Origin of the sequence: Rhizobium sp. CIAT894, from assembly GCF_000172795.2 — a bacterium.
Taxonomy (GTDB): Bacteria; Pseudomonadota; Alphaproteobacteria; order Rhizobiales; family Rhizobiaceae; genus Rhizobium.
In genome coordinates this window covers 1,255,535-1,269,319 of record NZ_CP020947.1, presented here as the reverse complement: position 1 = coordinate 1,269,319, position 13,785 = coordinate 1,255,535, and the positions used below count along the sequence as shown (strand labels likewise).

The following is a 13,785-nucleotide window of genomic DNA, read 5'->3' as shown; positions in this document are numbered from 1 at the left end:
TCAGCGGTAGCCGGTCACATCGGCCGGTTTGCCGGGCTCCTGGACCTCTATCAAGTAGCGCCAGCAATCCGGCCGTGAACCGTCGACATCGTCGAAGCCGTAGACCTTGGCCAGGCCGCCGCTCGACAGCGACTGACCGTTCCAGCGGGCGCGGTCGGGATCGGCTGATATGGCCGCAACCGCACGGCCGACGAAGCGCGGCGTTTCGGAAATGGCGAAATGCGGCTGCACCTTGGTCGCGTCTCGCCAGTTCTCCTCGCCGACACCATAGGCATCCAGCATCATTTCGGAGCGCAGCCAGCCGGGCGTGATCGCAACGGCAGTGGCGCCGTGTTTTGCCAGATCCTGGGCATGCGCCCAGGCCATGCGCGTGACGCCCGTCTTGACCAGGTCGTAGAAGGGCGACAGCCGGTAATGCGTGGCATTATAATCCGCCGTGCCGTCGGTCATTTCCACCAGCAGTCCGCCCGGCCGCTCGATCATCAGCGGCAGCGCGTAATGGGCGGTGATCAGATGGGTGTCGATGCCGAGCCGCAGCATGCGCAGACCCTTGTCCAGCGAATGCTCCCAGACGGATTTGTCCCACTCGAACAGCTTCTCACCACCCCAGATGTCGTTGACGAGAATATCGAGCCGGCCGGCCTCGCCACGAATACGGGCAACCAGCGCCTCGACCTCCGGCGCGATGAGATGATCCACCGGCACGGCAATGCCCCTGCCGCCTGCCGACGTCACCAGCTCGGCCGTCTCCTCGATCGTCTCCGGCCGCATATATTCGGATTGCCGGGCGCGCGTCGTGCGACCCGTGACATAGACGGTGGCGCCGGCAGCGCCCAGTTCCACCGCGATGCCGCGGCCGGCGCCACGTGTCGCGCCCGCCACCAAAGCCACTTTCTCCCGCAACTGTGCTGTCACCTCTCCATCCTCCCGGCTAGACAAGATTTCAGTTCGATCGGCGGATCCGCCGGTATTGTTTATAAACGAATGATCGTTTATAAACCTGGCAAATGCAAGAGGAATGTCATGCCGCGCCGCCGCACACTGTCCGATGAGCAGCTTCTCGCCATGGTGCTGGCGCTCATTCATTCCGAAGGGCCTGATGCGGCGACCTTTGCGGCGGTTGCCAAAGCCAGCGGCCTTTCCGGCTCGACGCTGGTGCAGCGTTTCGCGACGAAGGCGGCGATGCTGCGGGCCGCCCTGCTCTATGCCTGGGACCGGCTGGATGCGGAGACGGCGAGGCTTGCCGAAAGCGTGCCGAAAACCCCGGAAGGCGCCGTCGCGCTGCTCGTCGGCCTGTCGCAGGATTACGGCGACAATGCCGCTGCCTATGGCGAAGGATTGCTGGTGCTTCGCGAGGACTTCCGCGATCCGGTGCTGCGGGCCCGCGGTGCGGCCTGGGGAACCGCGCTGACGGCGGCAATCGCGCGATGTTTCGCATCGGCAAGCGCACCGGAGACCATCGCCCGGCTGATGCTGTCGCAATGGCAGGGCTCGCTCACCTGGTGGGGATTTGGTGCAGGCGGACCGGTGAACGCCTATGTGGAGGCGGAATTGCGGCACTTCCTCGCCGCGGTGACATCCTGAGCCTGCCCGGGCATTTCGCCTAATAGGCAGCGACCAACATCGCGTTGATAAAATAAACCAAAGCAACGGTCACGCCGATCGTCGCCGATGTGAGCAGCAGTCCGATCAGGGTGACAAGACCGTCCCGCTCCATCAGGGCGACGGCCAGGACCACCAGCGAGAATACCGGCAGAATATTGCCGAACGGGATCGGCAGCGCGATCACGACCGCGAGCAGGAAGACAGGAATGCCAAGCAGCGCCTGCACCTTCGGGCCTGTGAACAGTTCCAGCCGGCCGGCGCGCACGAGTTTCTCCACCCGGGCGATCACCGGAACCGCGTGACCGACGACGAGATCGAGTACGGCAGGCGAAACCTGGCGATTGCGGAGGACGGCGGGCAGCCACACCTTCCGGCCGCCCGCGACGATCTGCAGGGAGACCAGCGCCAGCGCCGTGCCGAACACCATCCCGAACGGGCCGGGAATCGGGGTCAGCGCCGGGATTGCCAGGAACAGGATGGTGAAAGCGATGCTGGTCGGGCCCATCGCCTCCAGCGCCTCACCGATCGAGAGGCCGCCCTTCACCCGGGCGAGCTCCAGCATCTCCCGAAGCCGCGCGGTGGCCACACCGCGCGGCGTGCGTCTATTTCCGTCCTGATCAGACATCATGCGGTCCATTCCAGCCCGCTGCCGTTACGCAGCCGCGCCAGCCCCGCTCAGGACGCCGATGATGGCTGCGCATTGCGGGTCCTTGCCATCGAGAAGCTCGACCGGCGAGGTGTGGCCGATCGCGATACTGACGACCGTGGCCGCCGCCCAGCCGTAGTCCCCGGCCGCACGCTTGATGAGCTGCGGCCCCTGGGACGCCAGACAGGCCTGGGACTGGCTGACGATCTCCACGGGAAGCCGGGCGCGCTCAACCTGTTCCTGTATCTCGGCCTGCAGCGGATCGACGACGAGCAGGGCAAAAATCCAGCCGATGAAATTCGAGATCATATCTGTTTCCTTCCTTTGTCAGGTGTCGGTATGCAGCGCCCGCTCAGGCGGGCTGTTGCGGATCCCGCGTCTTGAGGAGGCTCCAGACCACGCCGGCAGCGATGATCGCGAAGGTGATGCCGAGCGACAGCGCGGCCGGGAATTTTTCAAGACCCAGGAGATCGGCCAGGAAGATCTTCGAGCCGATGAAGATCAGCACGATGGCGAGCGCCGGCTTCAGGTAGCGGAAGCGATGGATCATCGCCGCGAGCGCGAAATACAGGGCGCGCAGGCCGAGGATCGCGAAGATGTTCGAGGTGTAGACGATAAAGGGATCCGTGGTGATGGCAAAGATCGCGGGAACAGAATCGACGGCGAAGATGACGTCGGCCACTTCGACCATGACGAGCGCCATGAACAGCGGCGTGATGAACCAGGTCATCCTGCCCGTCTTCGGGTTTGCCTTTCTGACGAAGAACCGCTCGCCATGATGTTCCTCGGTGACGTTGAAGCGGCTGCGCATGAAGCGGACGAGCACGTTCTTCGAGACGTCGGGCTCAGCCTCCTTGACGACCAGCATCTTGATGCCGGTCACGATCAGAAACGCGGCAAAGATATAGAGAAGCCAGGCGAATTCGGCGACCAGCGTGGCGCCGACACCGATCATGATGGCACGCAGCACGATGACGCCGAGGATACCCCAGAAGAGCACACGATGCTGGTAGAGGCGCGGCACGGCAAAGAACGAGAAGATCAGGGCGATGACGAAGACGTTGTCGAGCGCCAGCGTCTTTTCGACAACGAAGCCCGTCATATAGGCAAGGCCGGCCTCAGAACCGAGATACCACCATACCCAGCCACCGAAGGTCAGGCCGAGGGCGATATAGAGGGCAGAAAGCTTGATGCTTTCGCCGACGCCGATTTCCTTGTTCTGCTTATGAAGAATACCGAGGTCGAAGGATAGAATGGCGATGACGAGGACGAAAAAGCTCGACCACATCCAGAGCGGCGTTCCCAGCCACTCGGCGAACAGAAAAGAGAGATTCAAGGATAGTCCCCTGTCGGCACTGGTTGTCGGAGAAGAGGTCCGACATCGCAAGAGTGCCGAAGCTCTCGCCAGAGGGGCCCGGACCAGCGGGTCCCACCGCAGGTAGGGTCTCACTTTTCAACAATCAAGCGGTGCCACTGCCAATTTTATCGGCGGTAAAGCGCGTCGCACTAAACTTGATTCATGCGACGCGCTTTAGCTCTTTGTTTTTATGCATGTCGTTATCCCGGAACCGCCGCACACTTCCGGGCGACATGCATTCGGCGCCGGATCAGGCCTCCTCCTCGTCCTTCGCCTCGCCCACGGTCAGCGGCCAGTCGACGACGTAATCCTCGAGATCGTCGATATCGATCTCGGTTTCGTTGATCGTGCGGCCGCGGGCGGAAATGCCGGCAGCATGAACGGTTTCCGGATCGCCGGAGACGAGCGGATGCCACCAATAGAGATCGCGGCCCTCATTGACCAGCCGGTAGCCGCAGGTCGGCGGCAGCCAGGCGATATCGGGCACATTCTCCTTCGTCAGCTGCACGCAGTCCGGCACGAAATCCCAGCGGTTCTGATAGCTGGAACAGCGACAGCTTTCGCCATCGAGCAGCTTGCAGCTGACCGAGGTGAAATAGATATCGCCGCTATCCCATTCCTCGATCTTGTTGAGACAACAGAGGCCGCAGCCGTCGCAGAGGCTTTCCCATTCGGCAACGGTCATTTCGGCAAGCGTCTTGCGCTTCCAGAAGGGCAGATCGATCATCGTTCGTTTCTTGCAACAGCGGCCCGCAAATTCACGTGACCGTCATGCATCTCTCTTGTTATCGGCCACAAAATCAATCAATTCTTCAGCATGCTCCTGATATCGGAGAGCTTTGCGGCCATATGCAGGCTTGCGTTCCATCGCCTTCCGACGGACGGACATGAGGCAAGCGCGATCAGGCGGGAATACAGGACGTGCAGGATCCGGACAACCCAAAAAACGGGCCAGAAAATGGGCCGGAAAAAGTGGTGAACGACGCGGCCGGCAAACGGCCGGCGAAGAACCGTCACATTCTGCTTCGCATCGACTCCTGGATCGACTCGACCGTCTGGAACGCCGGCTTCCGCGCCGCCGAGATCTGGGAAGACATCACCATCTTCTTCCGCCGCTTCCGGGTGCGCGGCTGGAAGCGCATGGTCTTCGAACTCGCCGGTGAAGGGCTGACGCTCGGGGCGGCCGGTTCGGTGCTGATGCTGCTGCTTGCCCAGCCGGCCTTCGAGGCGACCAAGGAGGACTGGCGCAACCGCGGCGATTTCGCCGTCACCTTCACCGACCGCTACGGCAACGTCATCGGCCATCGCGGCGTCATCCACCAGAATTCCGTGCCGATCGACGAGCTGCCGGATTCGCTGATCAAATCGGTGCTCGCCACCGAAGACCGGCGCTTCTTCGACCATTTCGGCATCGACGCCATCGGTCTCTTCCGCGCCATGGTCACCAACGCCCAGGCCGGCGAAGTCGTGCAGGGCGGCTCGACGCTGACCCAGCAGCTCGCCAAGAACCTGTTTCTCTCCAACGAGCGCTCGATCGACCGCAAGGTCACCGAAGCCTTCCTGGCGCTTTGGCTCGAGGCCAACCTTTCCAAGAAGGAAATCCTTTCTACCTATCTCGACCGCGCCTATATGGGCGGCGGCACTTTTGGCGCAGCCGCGGCGGCGCAATTCTATTTCGGCAAGAACATCACCGATGTGAATCTTGCCGAATCCGCCATGCTGGCCGGACTGTTCAAGGCGCCGGCGAAATATGCGCCGCATGTCAACCTGCCGGCGGCGCGTGCGCGTGCCAACGAGGTGCTGACCAATCTGGTGCAGAGCGGGCTGATGACCGAGGGGCAGGTGATCGCCGCCCGGCGCAACCCGGCGACCGTCGTCGACCGCAACGAGGTGGAATCGCCGGATTTCTTCCTCGACTGGGCCTTCGACGAGGTGCAGCGGCTTTCGCCGCGTTTCCACCAGCATTCGCTGATCGTGCGCACGACGATCGACATGGGCATCCAGCAGGCGGCCGAGGATTCGGTCGAAACGTCGCTGCGCGAATATGGCGAGGCCTATCACGCCAAGCAGGGCGCCATGGTGATGATCGAGAACGGCGGCGCCGTGCGCGCCATGGTCGGCGGGCGGGATTATGGCGAGAGCCAGTTCAACCGCGCCACCAAGGCGCTGCGCCAGCCGGGCTCCTCCTTCAAGGTCTACACCTATTCGGTGGCGATGGAGAGCGGAATGACGCCGCAGACGACGATCGTCGACGCGCCGATTTCCTGGGGCAACTGGAGCCCGCATAATTATGCGAACCGCTACGCCGGCCGCATCACGCTGGAGACGGCGATCGCCCAGTCGATCAATACCGTGCCGGTGCGGCTCGCCAAGGAAAAACTCGGCATCCAGCCGATCCGGGCGATGGCGAAGAACCTCGGCGTCGAAACGCCGATCCGCGACGACGTCACCATCCCGATCGGTACATCCGAAGTCACGGTGCTCGACCAGGCGACCGCCTATGCCACCTTCCCGGCCGGCGGCTACCAGTCGCGCCGCCACGGCATCACCCAGGTCCTCGATTACGACGGCGACGTGCTCTATGATTTCGACCGCGACGAGCCGGCGGCGAAACGCGTGCTGTCGGAACAGGCCGACGCCTATATGAACCAGATGCTGTCACGTGTTCCCTATGTCGGCACGGCGCGCAAGGCGGCCCTCGACAACGGCATCGTGACCGCCGGCAAGACCGGCACGACCCAGGCCTATCGCGACGCCTGGTTCGTCGGCTTCACCGGCAACTACACCTGCGCCGTCTGGTTCGGCAACGACGACTACACCTCGACCAACGAGATGACCGGCGGCTCGCTGCCGGCGATGACCTTCAAGCGCGCCATGGATTACGCCCATCAGGGCGTGACGCTGCGCGCCATCCCCGGCATCCAGAACCCCCTGCCCTCGGAAAAGGATCTCGCCAAGACTGCCGCCGCCAAGCCGCAGGATGGATTGCCGCAGCTCATCCGGCCACGCATGCTCTCGGTGCAATCGACCGACATCCTCAAGAAGCTCGGCGAGAAGCTGAAGAATGCCGCGCCGCTGGCGCCGGCGAAGGTGGCGAGCGCGGAGTAGTTGGCGGCGGAGTTCGCCGATGGCTTCCCTATCCGCCTGTGTGAAAGTCCCCTCCCCAACCCCTCCCCACAAGGGGGAGGGACTAACCCGGAACGCCCGCCTCGTTCCACTCGAAACGTCGCAGATATGGAAAACGGGCGCGGCAGGTTAAGCCTCTCCCCCTTGTGGGGAGGGGTCTTGGATAGGCCAACCGGGCAGCCTTATTGCCGCACCCGGCATGACCGCTTCGCGGATATAACCGGGGATCAATCAACGTCCCAAGTCGTCGCCCGGCATTCCACCCTGCCAGAATCAGTGGTAACCCTTCATCTGATATGGTTTCCAAGGTCTTGACGTGTTTCGATTCCCCCTCTTCATCCTGATCACGCTGATCGTCGCCTTCGGCGGCGGGATCATGATTTCGCTGTATGCGCTGGATGCGACGCAGGGTTTCGGAGCGATCAAGCTCGGCGCCTGGGAGGCTTTTCCGGCGCTGCAGACGGTCGAGGCCGACCCCTACGCCAAGTCGCACCGGGCGCGCGCCGGCAAGCTGCTTTATGGCAGCGCCGAGGGTCTGACCTTTACGGCGAGCGTCGATGACGATGGGGCGCGGCTGAATGCCGGCTGCCGCTACCGCATCAGCGGGCAGACGCCGCCTGCCCGGCTGTGGACCCTCTTTACCGCCGACAATGGCGGCAATCCGGCGGCGGTGAAGAGCGGGCTTCCCTCGGCGCTGAATTCCTGGACGGTGCTGCGTCAGCCCGACAGCAGCTTCTCGATCGACATCTCCGCCGCCGCGCAGCCGGGCAACTGGCTGGCCTTGCCGCAGGCCGGAACCTTCCGGCTGGTGCTGACGCTGTTCGACACACCGACTGCCGGCAGTTCCGGGGTGATCGACCTCGCCATGCCGAAGCTCACCAAGACCGGATGCGGCAATGCTTAGGATCTTCTTCGCCATCCTGACCGGGCTTTTCGGCGCAGCGCTGCTGCACCTCGTCATCATCCTGTCGCTGCCGCATTTCACCGGCAGGGATGCGGCGACCCGTGTGGAGGCAGAGGGCGACCTCAACAATTTCTATCTGCTCGGCGACCAGTATGACGAGGCAGGCCTTGCCAATGGCGACCCCTTCCTGCGCACCGCCGTCTGCTCCTTCGACGTCGAGGATGCGCCGGTGCATTTCACCGCCAAGGGCAATGTGCCTTTCTGGTCCATCGCGATTTACGACAGCGCCTCCAACGAGGTCTTCAGCATGAACGACAGGACGTCGGTCGGCGGCGCGCTCGACGTGCTGGCCGGAGGTCCGATTCAGCTGACCGACCTGCGCAAGAACCTGCCGCAGGAATTGCAGCAGGCGATCCTGGTGGAGATGGCACGGCCGGACGGTTATGCCGTGCTGCGGACGCTGGCGCCGCAGGCAAGTTTCGATGAGGCGGCACGAAACTTCCTGACGGGAGCCGGCTGCGAGCAATTCACTGCCCGCTGAGGTTGCGCCTGCGATTACTTCTTGTTGACGCGCGGCGCGGACGCCCGACGCCGTTTCGGACTCTCGACCAAGCGCTCGTAGCGGACGCCGGTGAACCACAGGATCTTGGCTTCGCGGGGCTCCTTGTCCGGCCGACGCGGCGCCCGCGGCAGCCGATCCGCCAATGCGACTACTATTGCCATGCTCGTCTCCATGCACTGCCCGAGACGGATGAACTTGCGATGGATTTCACCCTGCCCGCCAATGTGCGGGCCGGCGCGTCCTGCGGTGCCGGGATTGCCGGACCGAGGGCATTCGCGCCTTTCCCACGGCACCAGATTGAAATACCGTGATCAGGAGTTTCAACGATCCAGTTACTCAAATCGCGTCGTTCCTATCCGAATTGAGACAGATGACAGTTAACAGTTTACTAATGTTCAGCAGATGCCAAATACAGTTCACGTCACTTTCCCTGTAACGCGCGGAGAGTTGATTTGGTTTCATGCCGCTCGTGCAAAGCACCAGATGCGGGCCAGCGTATAAAATCAAAGACAAATCATGTAGTTGCGGGAGACCCAAGCGAATTAGCTGCGGCAAAATGGCGAGTGTTGCAGAAATACTTCATGAAAATATTTAATTGCGACCAAATCGAATGCGCGTATGGTTGCTCTCGTCGATCACCGTTTCCGGGCGCCGGTCGACAGCGGATCTTCCGCCGATTGCGGATTTTCCACGCTCTTGCCGGAATGCGGAGGACACCGCTGTGTCTTTGCTGGTGAATTCATCTTTCTCGCCTGAAGATCTCGACGTGCTACGCAGTGCGCTCGATGCCTGGTGCGTGGAACAGCACGTCGACATCAAGAGCGCCGAGGCCCAGTTTGCGGTATCCGCAGCACTCGACCTTTATCAGGCCGGTCACGACAGCCGCGAAACGCTGCTGCATGCGTTACACGATCGCAAGGCCACCTGACCTTTTCAACCGTCATATCAGCGATAAACAATCGCAGCAGCGCCGATGCTCCAGCAGGCAATTTTATATTGCCGGCCCATCAAATCGCGACACGTCTTGCGTGTATATTTCTGGTGCATTTTAATAAAATCTTCAGCATGCATTAACCCTACCGGTGTAGGATTTGTTCATAACCGACGTGGTCCGGCATGCGTCCCGCCAACGCATATCGACCCGTGGTTCCCCTTGGTTCGGCGTTTTCGGGGTGTTCGTGTGCGTGACCGGTTTCGAGACCTAGAAGGCCCCTTGGCCGTCAGGAAAAAGGACGTGGTATTGATGGCGACTGTCAGCAGTTTCGAGAACCTGTCGCATCCGACACGGTCCGAGCTGCGCCAATTTGCCGAGCTTTTCATGCCGCTTTTCCAGGCCTCCTCCGACGAGGCCAAGCGCCAGGCGGTCGCAGCACTCTCCCAATGCGAGAACATGCCGGCGGCTGTGGCGCTGTTCATCGGCAACCAGCCGATCGAGATCGCCGCCCCTTTTCTTGCCGCCTCCAAGGCAATTGCAGACGACACGCTGATTACCATCGCGCGCATGCAGGGTGCAGCGCATGTCAAGGCGATCGTCAGCCGCGATTCGCTTTCGCCGAAGGTCATCGATGCGCTGGTGTCACTTCGCCAGACCCAGCCGCGGCCGGCGGCCGCGTCGGCGCCGATCACAGAAACACAGACTGTGCCGCTTGCGCCGGCGCCGACGGAGACCAACGAGGCGGATGCGCTGGAAGAACAGCGGATTGCCAATGAAGAGGCGCTGCGCGAACGCATCCTCGGCCTGGCTGGTCATCTCGGGCATAGAGAGGAAGACAGGCTCGGCCTGCGCACGCTCACCGACATCCAGGAGGCTTTGCTGGTGCGCTTCGCCCGCTCGCGCGAGGCGATGCATTTTTCGACCGCGCTTGCCGATGCGCTGTCGGCAAGCCGCTGGCTTGCCGAGCGCATCATGCTCGATCTTTCCGGCCAGCAGCTCGCCACCACGCTGACGAGCCTCGGCATGGGCTTTCTCGACGCCGTCTTCGTGCTGGAGAAATTCTATCCGCATCTTGCCGAACAGCAGCACAACGTCACACGCGGCTGGATGGTGCTCGATGCGCTCGACCCGGAAGAATGCCACGAACGCGTGGACGCCTGGCGCCGCGCCGATCGCTACACCTACAAGCCCGATGTGCCTGATGTGCCGGCCCCGCAGGAAACGCCAAACCACCGTTTCATCCATCAGGCGCCGGCGCCACGCGACCTGCGCGTCCTCGGACGGCGGTCTCGCTGAGTTTAAGGCACCGCGCGTCTTTTCACGTCAGCCGTCGCGCGCAAGCGGGATGATGTCGCCCAATTCCTCTGCCTCCAGCTCGACGATCCACAGATCCGGGTCGAAGCGGCGTTCACGCTCCAGCATGGCACGCACGGCTTCCGGATCGCTGCGCAACAGGCGGATTTCGAACAGGCGATCGCCGGCCTCACCCTCACCGAAGGCGCTCTGCGGCGCCGGCGCATAGAGCGTTTCCAAGCCGTCGCGGAAATGCTGGCGGATGAAAATCGCACCCGCCTCCTCCGCCCCCTTCTTCTCGACGGCAGCGAAATCGCCGCTGGCGAAGACGCGGCGCAGCAGGGCGGAAACGAAGATATCGGCGCGTAATCTCATCGGCGCGGTATAGACCGGGCGGCCAGCGACGGCAATGCGGCGATTGGCGGTGTTCCAGATGGCAGGGGTGGTTTCCAAAGCGCGTCTCGCGCTTCAGCTCTTTGCTCTTGCGCATGTCGTTGCGGCAAAAGCATTTCACGCTTTGCTTGGCAAAAGCACTTCACGCTTTGCCTGGCAAAAGCATTTCACGCTTTGCCTGGCAAAAGCACTTCACGCTTTGCCTGGCAAAAGCACTTCACGCTTTGCCTGGCAAAAGCACTTCACGCTTTGCCTGGCAAAACCGCTGCACTCTTTTGCGCGACATGCTCTAAATCGCGCCGATTTCCTTGAGTTTCTTCAGCACCGCCTGGTTCGGCTCGCCGTTTTCGGGCAGATTGTAGTGCTTCTGAAAATGGCGGATGGCCGCGCGGGTCTGCTCGCCGGCGACACCGTCGACGCCGACATTGGCATAGGCCATGTTGGAAAGACCCTTCTGGATCTTCAGCACCAGGTCGACATTGGTGATCTCGCTCGATGGAAGCTGCTTTGCGGCCGAAGGAGCGGTTTTGACGGTCTTTTCGGCGCTGCGGATCGCCGCTGCCACCGGGTCTTCCGCCGCCGCCTTCGAACTCACATCCTCGGGCGGCTTTTCGGCGGGCACGGTCGAAGGGCCCGATGCATCGATCTTCAGCGCCGCCAGCACCTCCGGCGTCGGATCGCCGGTCTGGGCCATGCCGACGGTTTCCTCGAAGAAGAGGATGGCCGCACTGGTGCGCGGGCCGATGATGCCATCGGGTATGCCGTTATAGAGGCCGCGGCGCACCAGCTGCTGCTGAATATCCATGACAAGCTGGCTCGGCTGCTGGCCGGGCGCGGCAGGCACCGGCGTTGCATTGGTGGTGGCGGCGGCATCCTCCGGCCGTTCGATCCGGAAGGTGGTGACGTCGCCCTGCGGCTCCTCGGCCGGGCGACGCGCGCCGAGCACGGCCGGAGACTGTGGATCGCGGGTGCGGAAAATCGGATGCGGATGGAGGCCTGGCTGATACCAGAGCGCATTGGCGGCGACGAAAGAGAAGATGACGACAAAGGTGATCGTGCCGCCGGCGACCGATGGATTGCGGCCGATGACACCGCCGAGCACGGATGCGCCCTGCAGGCTGAGGCCGCCCAGGGCGGCGGCGCCCGAGATCAGAAGGCCCGGCTGCTGCCGGCCCTTTCTTCCCTTAGGCGATTTTCGCTTGCGCGCGGCCATCGAAACGCCCCTCTTCCAATTCTGCACCTGTGTTGACCGCGCCCTTCAGCCGCGGCGGAAATTCGACAGTCGCGCCATGACCGGCGTCTTCGGCGCGCTTGGCGCCGGAGCCGTCCATCGCGATCTCAATGGTGATGATCGTGCCTTCGCCCGGCTGGCTGGCCATTGCGAAGTGGCCGCCATGCAGCGCCACCAGTCCCTTGACCAGAGATAGGCCAAGGCCGGTGCCTTCGAAGCGGCGGGTGTAATCGTTCTGGATCTGGACGAAGGGCTGGCCGAGCAAGGCCAGCTTGTCGGCCGCAATACCGATGCCGGTATCGCTGACCGTCAGCTTCAGGATGCCGTCGCGGGCTGCCGCATCGACCGAGACGACGCCGCCCGCCTCGGTGAACTTGATGGCATTGCCGACGAGATTGATGAGGATCTGCTGGATGGCGCGCTGATCGGCGACCACTTCGCCGAGGCCGCGCTGGATACGGCTGGTCAGCGTCAGGCCCTTGGTCTTGGCCTGCAATGCCAGCATCGATTCGCAGGACTTGACCGAGCTCGATATATCGAAGGCATCGAGCATCAGCTCGTAGCGGCCGGCCTCGATCTTGCTCATGTCGAGCATGGTGTTGACGACCGACAGGAGATGCGCGCCGGATTCGCGCACCAGGCCGACATATTCGCGCTGACGGTCGTTTTCGAATTTGCCGAAATATTCGCCGATCAGGATATCGGAAAAACCGAGAATGGCGTTCAGCGGCGTGCGCAGCTCATGGCTGACGGCCGCGAGAAAACGCGATTTAGCGTCGTTTGCCGATTCGGCGTCGGCCGCACGGTTATGGGCTTCGTCGCGCAGTTGCTGCTCGACGGAGACATCGCGCAGTTGAGCAATGACGGCGGCAAGTTCGCCGTCGGCATCGCGCCGGGCGGTCATGTCCATTCTGAGATAAGCGAACTGGCGTTGATCGCGCGAGACCGAGGGCCGGTCGAGACGCAGATCGACGCTCGCAGCCTCCTCGCCCCGGCGCAGGCTGTCGAGCGCCTGCAGGAAAAGGATGCGGTCGGAGACATGCACCTGCTCGAGGAAACCCCTGCCCTTGGGGTCGCGCATCCAGGCGAGGAAATCGCGCCGGTCGCGGCCGCCGACGGTCGCCACACTGCCGTGCGGGTCGAGGAAGAAGACGAGGCCGGGGGTGGCGGCAAGGAAGAAATCCTCGGCCGACTGCGTGGCGATACCGGCGGACGAACCCTGACGGGCGAGCGCGATGCTGCCGACTGCGGAAAAGAGAAAGGCGGCGCAGACCATGGCGACACCGGCCGGCAGGGCGACGGCCGGACTGGTGACCGCCGACAGGCCGACAGGAGCGATAATAAGAGCGGCCGACGAGAACAGCACGAGGCGACGCAGAATCGCGAGTTCGCGTTGGCGCATGGCTTCGCCGCCACCCGTCCGGGAGAGCCAGCTTGTCGCCGCCCGGTCTACGAGCGCCGACACCCAGCCGCCAATGTCACTCAATACACGCACGCAATACCCGCCCAAAAGGCTGTCTATCGATCCGGACAATAGGCCCCGGCGACTTAAAGAAAGGATAAGGCAAAAGCGCTGTTCACCGCTTGGAACCGCCGGAATTCCCGTTTTGAAGCATCTGGAAGGCTCTTTGCCTTTTGTGGTTAATAGCAGGTAAGCGACGGATTTTCCTCATATTTCAGCATTGCGTTAACTCCTGTGGCAAGGCGAGCCGGCAAAAGCCCTGCAATTGCAAG

General features: G+C 62.6%; 15 protein-coding genes. 6 read left to right on the top strand and 9 right to left on the bottom strand.

Going from position 1 to position 13,785, the window contains the following annotated elements:
- Window positions 1–915 (bottom strand): SDR family oxidoreductase, encoded by a 915-nt coding sequence (locus RHEC894_RS06325; RefSeq protein ID WP_085736652.1) that lies wholly within the window; start codon window positions 913–915, stop codon window positions 1–3.
- 108 nt (window positions 916–1,023) lie between these two features.
- On the opposite strand from RHEC894_RS06325, the gene RHEC894_RS06320 reads away from it, so the two are divergent.
- Window positions 1,024–1,584, top strand: coding sequence for a TetR family transcriptional regulator (locus RHEC894_RS06320; protein WP_085738880.1), 561 nt, complete (start codon window positions 1,024–1,026; stop codon window positions 1,582–1,584).
- A 19-nt stretch (window positions 1,585–1,603) separates the two neighbouring features.
- On the opposite strand, the gene RHEC894_RS06315 is transcribed toward RHEC894_RS06320, so the two are convergent.
- The 4 genes from RHEC894_RS06315 to RHEC894_RS06300 form a co-directional block, all read right to left on the bottom strand.
- Window positions 1,604–2,230, bottom strand: coding sequence for an exopolysaccharide biosynthesis protein (locus RHEC894_RS06315; RefSeq protein WP_085738879.1), 627 nt, complete (start codon window positions 2,228–2,230; stop codon window positions 1,604–1,606).
- A 27-nt stretch (window positions 2,231–2,257) separates the two neighbouring features.
- Window positions 2,258–2,560, bottom strand: a complete 303-nt coding sequence (locus RHEC894_RS06310) for a hypothetical protein (RefSeq protein WP_085736651.1) — start codon at window positions 2,558–2,560, stop codon at window positions 2,258–2,260.
- A 43-nt stretch (window positions 2,561–2,603) separates the two neighbouring features.
- Entirely contained in the window at window positions 2,604–3,587 is a 984-nt protein-coding gene (locus RHEC894_RS06305; protein WP_085736650.1) for a TerC family protein, read from the bottom strand.
- 271 nt (window positions 3,588–3,858) lie between these two features.
- Window positions 3,859–4,335, bottom strand: a complete 477-nt coding sequence (locus tag RHEC894_RS06300; RefSeq protein WP_010068262.1) for a YcgN family cysteine cluster protein — start codon at window positions 4,333–4,335, stop codon at window positions 3,859–3,861.
- A 194-nt stretch (window positions 4,336–4,529) separates the two neighbouring features.
- Here RHEC894_RS06300 and RHEC894_RS06295 point away from each other — a divergent pair, with 194 nt between their 5' ends.
- From RHEC894_RS06295 to RHEC894_RS06285, 3 genes are all read left to right on the top strand, one after another.
- On the top strand, window positions 4,530–6,716 hold the full coding sequence (locus RHEC894_RS06295) for a PBP1A family penicillin-binding protein (RefSeq protein ID WP_085736649.1): 2,187 nt from the start codon (window positions 4,530–4,532) through the stop codon (window positions 6,714–6,716).
- A gap of 334 nt (window positions 6,717–7,050) precedes the next feature.
- A complete protein-coding gene (locus RHEC894_RS06290) occupies window positions 7,051–7,638 on the top strand; it encodes a DUF1214 domain-containing protein (protein WP_085736648.1) in 588 nt (195 codons plus the stop codon).
- A complete protein-coding gene (locus tag RHEC894_RS06285) occupies window positions 7,631–8,179 on the top strand; it encodes a hypothetical protein (protein ID WP_010067782.1) in 549 nt (182 codons plus the stop codon). The genes RHEC894_RS06290 and RHEC894_RS06285 overlap by 8 nt, the downstream gene beginning before the upstream one ends.
- A gap of 14 nt (window positions 8,180–8,193) precedes the next feature.
- On the opposite strand, the gene RHEC894_RS32870 is transcribed toward RHEC894_RS06285, so the two are convergent.
- Window positions 8,194–8,361 carry a hypothetical protein gene (locus tag RHEC894_RS32870; RefSeq protein ID WP_164517668.1) on the bottom strand — a complete coding sequence of 56 codons (168 nt, stop codon included), beginning with the start codon at window positions 8,359–8,361 and terminating at the stop codon, window positions 8,194–8,196.
- A gap of 560 nt (window positions 8,362–8,921) precedes the next feature.
- Here RHEC894_RS32870 and RHEC894_RS06275 point away from each other — a divergent pair.
- Together RHEC894_RS06275 and RHEC894_RS06270 are read left to right on the top strand one after the other, a co-directional pair.
- Complete coding sequence (locus RHEC894_RS06275; protein WP_085738878.1) at window positions 8,922–9,128, top strand: hypothetical protein; 207 nt, start codon at window positions 8,922–8,924, stop codon at window positions 9,126–9,128.
- A 252-nt stretch (window positions 9,129–9,380) separates the two neighbouring features.
- The gene (locus RHEC894_RS06270) at window positions 9,381–10,430 is read left to right on the top strand and encodes a DUF2336 domain-containing protein (RefSeq protein WP_085736646.1); all 1,050 of its coding nucleotides are present in this window, start codon (window positions 9,381–9,383) and stop codon (window positions 10,428–10,430) included.
- Between the two features lie 27 nt (window positions 10,431–10,457).
- Here RHEC894_RS06270 and RHEC894_RS06265 read toward each other — a convergent pair whose 3' ends face one another.
- The 3 genes from RHEC894_RS06265 to RHEC894_RS06255 all read right to left on the bottom strand — a co-directional run bounded on the left by RHEC894_RS06265 (window position 10,458) and on the right by RHEC894_RS06255 (window position 13,585).
- Entirely contained in the window at window positions 10,458–10,802 is a 345-nt protein-coding gene (locus tag RHEC894_RS06265) for a DUF1491 family protein (RefSeq protein WP_085738877.1), read from the bottom strand.
- A gap of 307 nt (window positions 10,803–11,109) precedes the next feature.
- Complete coding sequence (locus RHEC894_RS06260; RefSeq protein WP_085736645.1) at window positions 11,110–12,033, bottom strand: peptidoglycan-binding domain-containing protein; 924 nt, start codon at window positions 12,031–12,033, stop codon at window positions 11,110–11,112.
- Entirely contained in the window at window positions 12,005–13,585 is a 1,581-nt protein-coding gene (locus tag RHEC894_RS06255) for a HAMP domain-containing sensor histidine kinase (RefSeq protein WP_245339501.1), read from the bottom strand. Before RHEC894_RS06255 ends, RHEC894_RS06260 begins: the two co-directional genes overlap by 29 nt.
- Between the last annotated feature and the right edge of the window lie 200 nt (window positions 13,586–13,785).

Coding starts and splice junctions, on each gene's coding strand:
- RHEC894_RS06320 (WP_085738880.1), top strand. CDS start 1,024: ATGCCGCGCCGCCGCACACTGTCCGATGAGCAGCTTCTCGCCATGGTG.
- RHEC894_RS06315 (WP_085738879.1), bottom strand. CDS start 2,230: ATGTCTGATCAGGACGGAAATAGACGCACGCCGCGCGGTGTGGCCACC.
- RHEC894_RS32870 (WP_164517668.1), bottom strand. CDS start 8,361: ATGGCAATAGTAGTCGCATTGGCGGATCGGCTGCCGCGGGCGCCGCGT.
- RHEC894_RS06265 (WP_085738877.1), bottom strand. CDS start 10,802: ATGAGATTACGCGCCGATATCTTCGTTTCCGCCCTGCTGCGCCGCGTC.
- RHEC894_RS06310 (WP_085736651.1), bottom strand. CDS start 2,560: ATGATCTCGAATTTCATCGGCTGGATTTTTGCCCTGCTCGTCGTCGAT.
- RHEC894_RS06285 (WP_010067782.1), top strand. CDS start 7,631: ATGCTTAGGATCTTCTTCGCCATCCTGACCGGGCTTTTCGGCGCAGCG.
- RHEC894_RS06300 (WP_010068262.1), bottom strand. CDS start 4,335: ATGATCGATCTGCCCTTCTGGAAGCGCAAGACGCTTGCCGAAATGACC.
- RHEC894_RS06260 (WP_085736645.1), bottom strand. CDS start 12,033: ATGGCCGCGCGCAAGCGAAAATCGCCTAAGGGAAGAAAGGGCCGGCAG.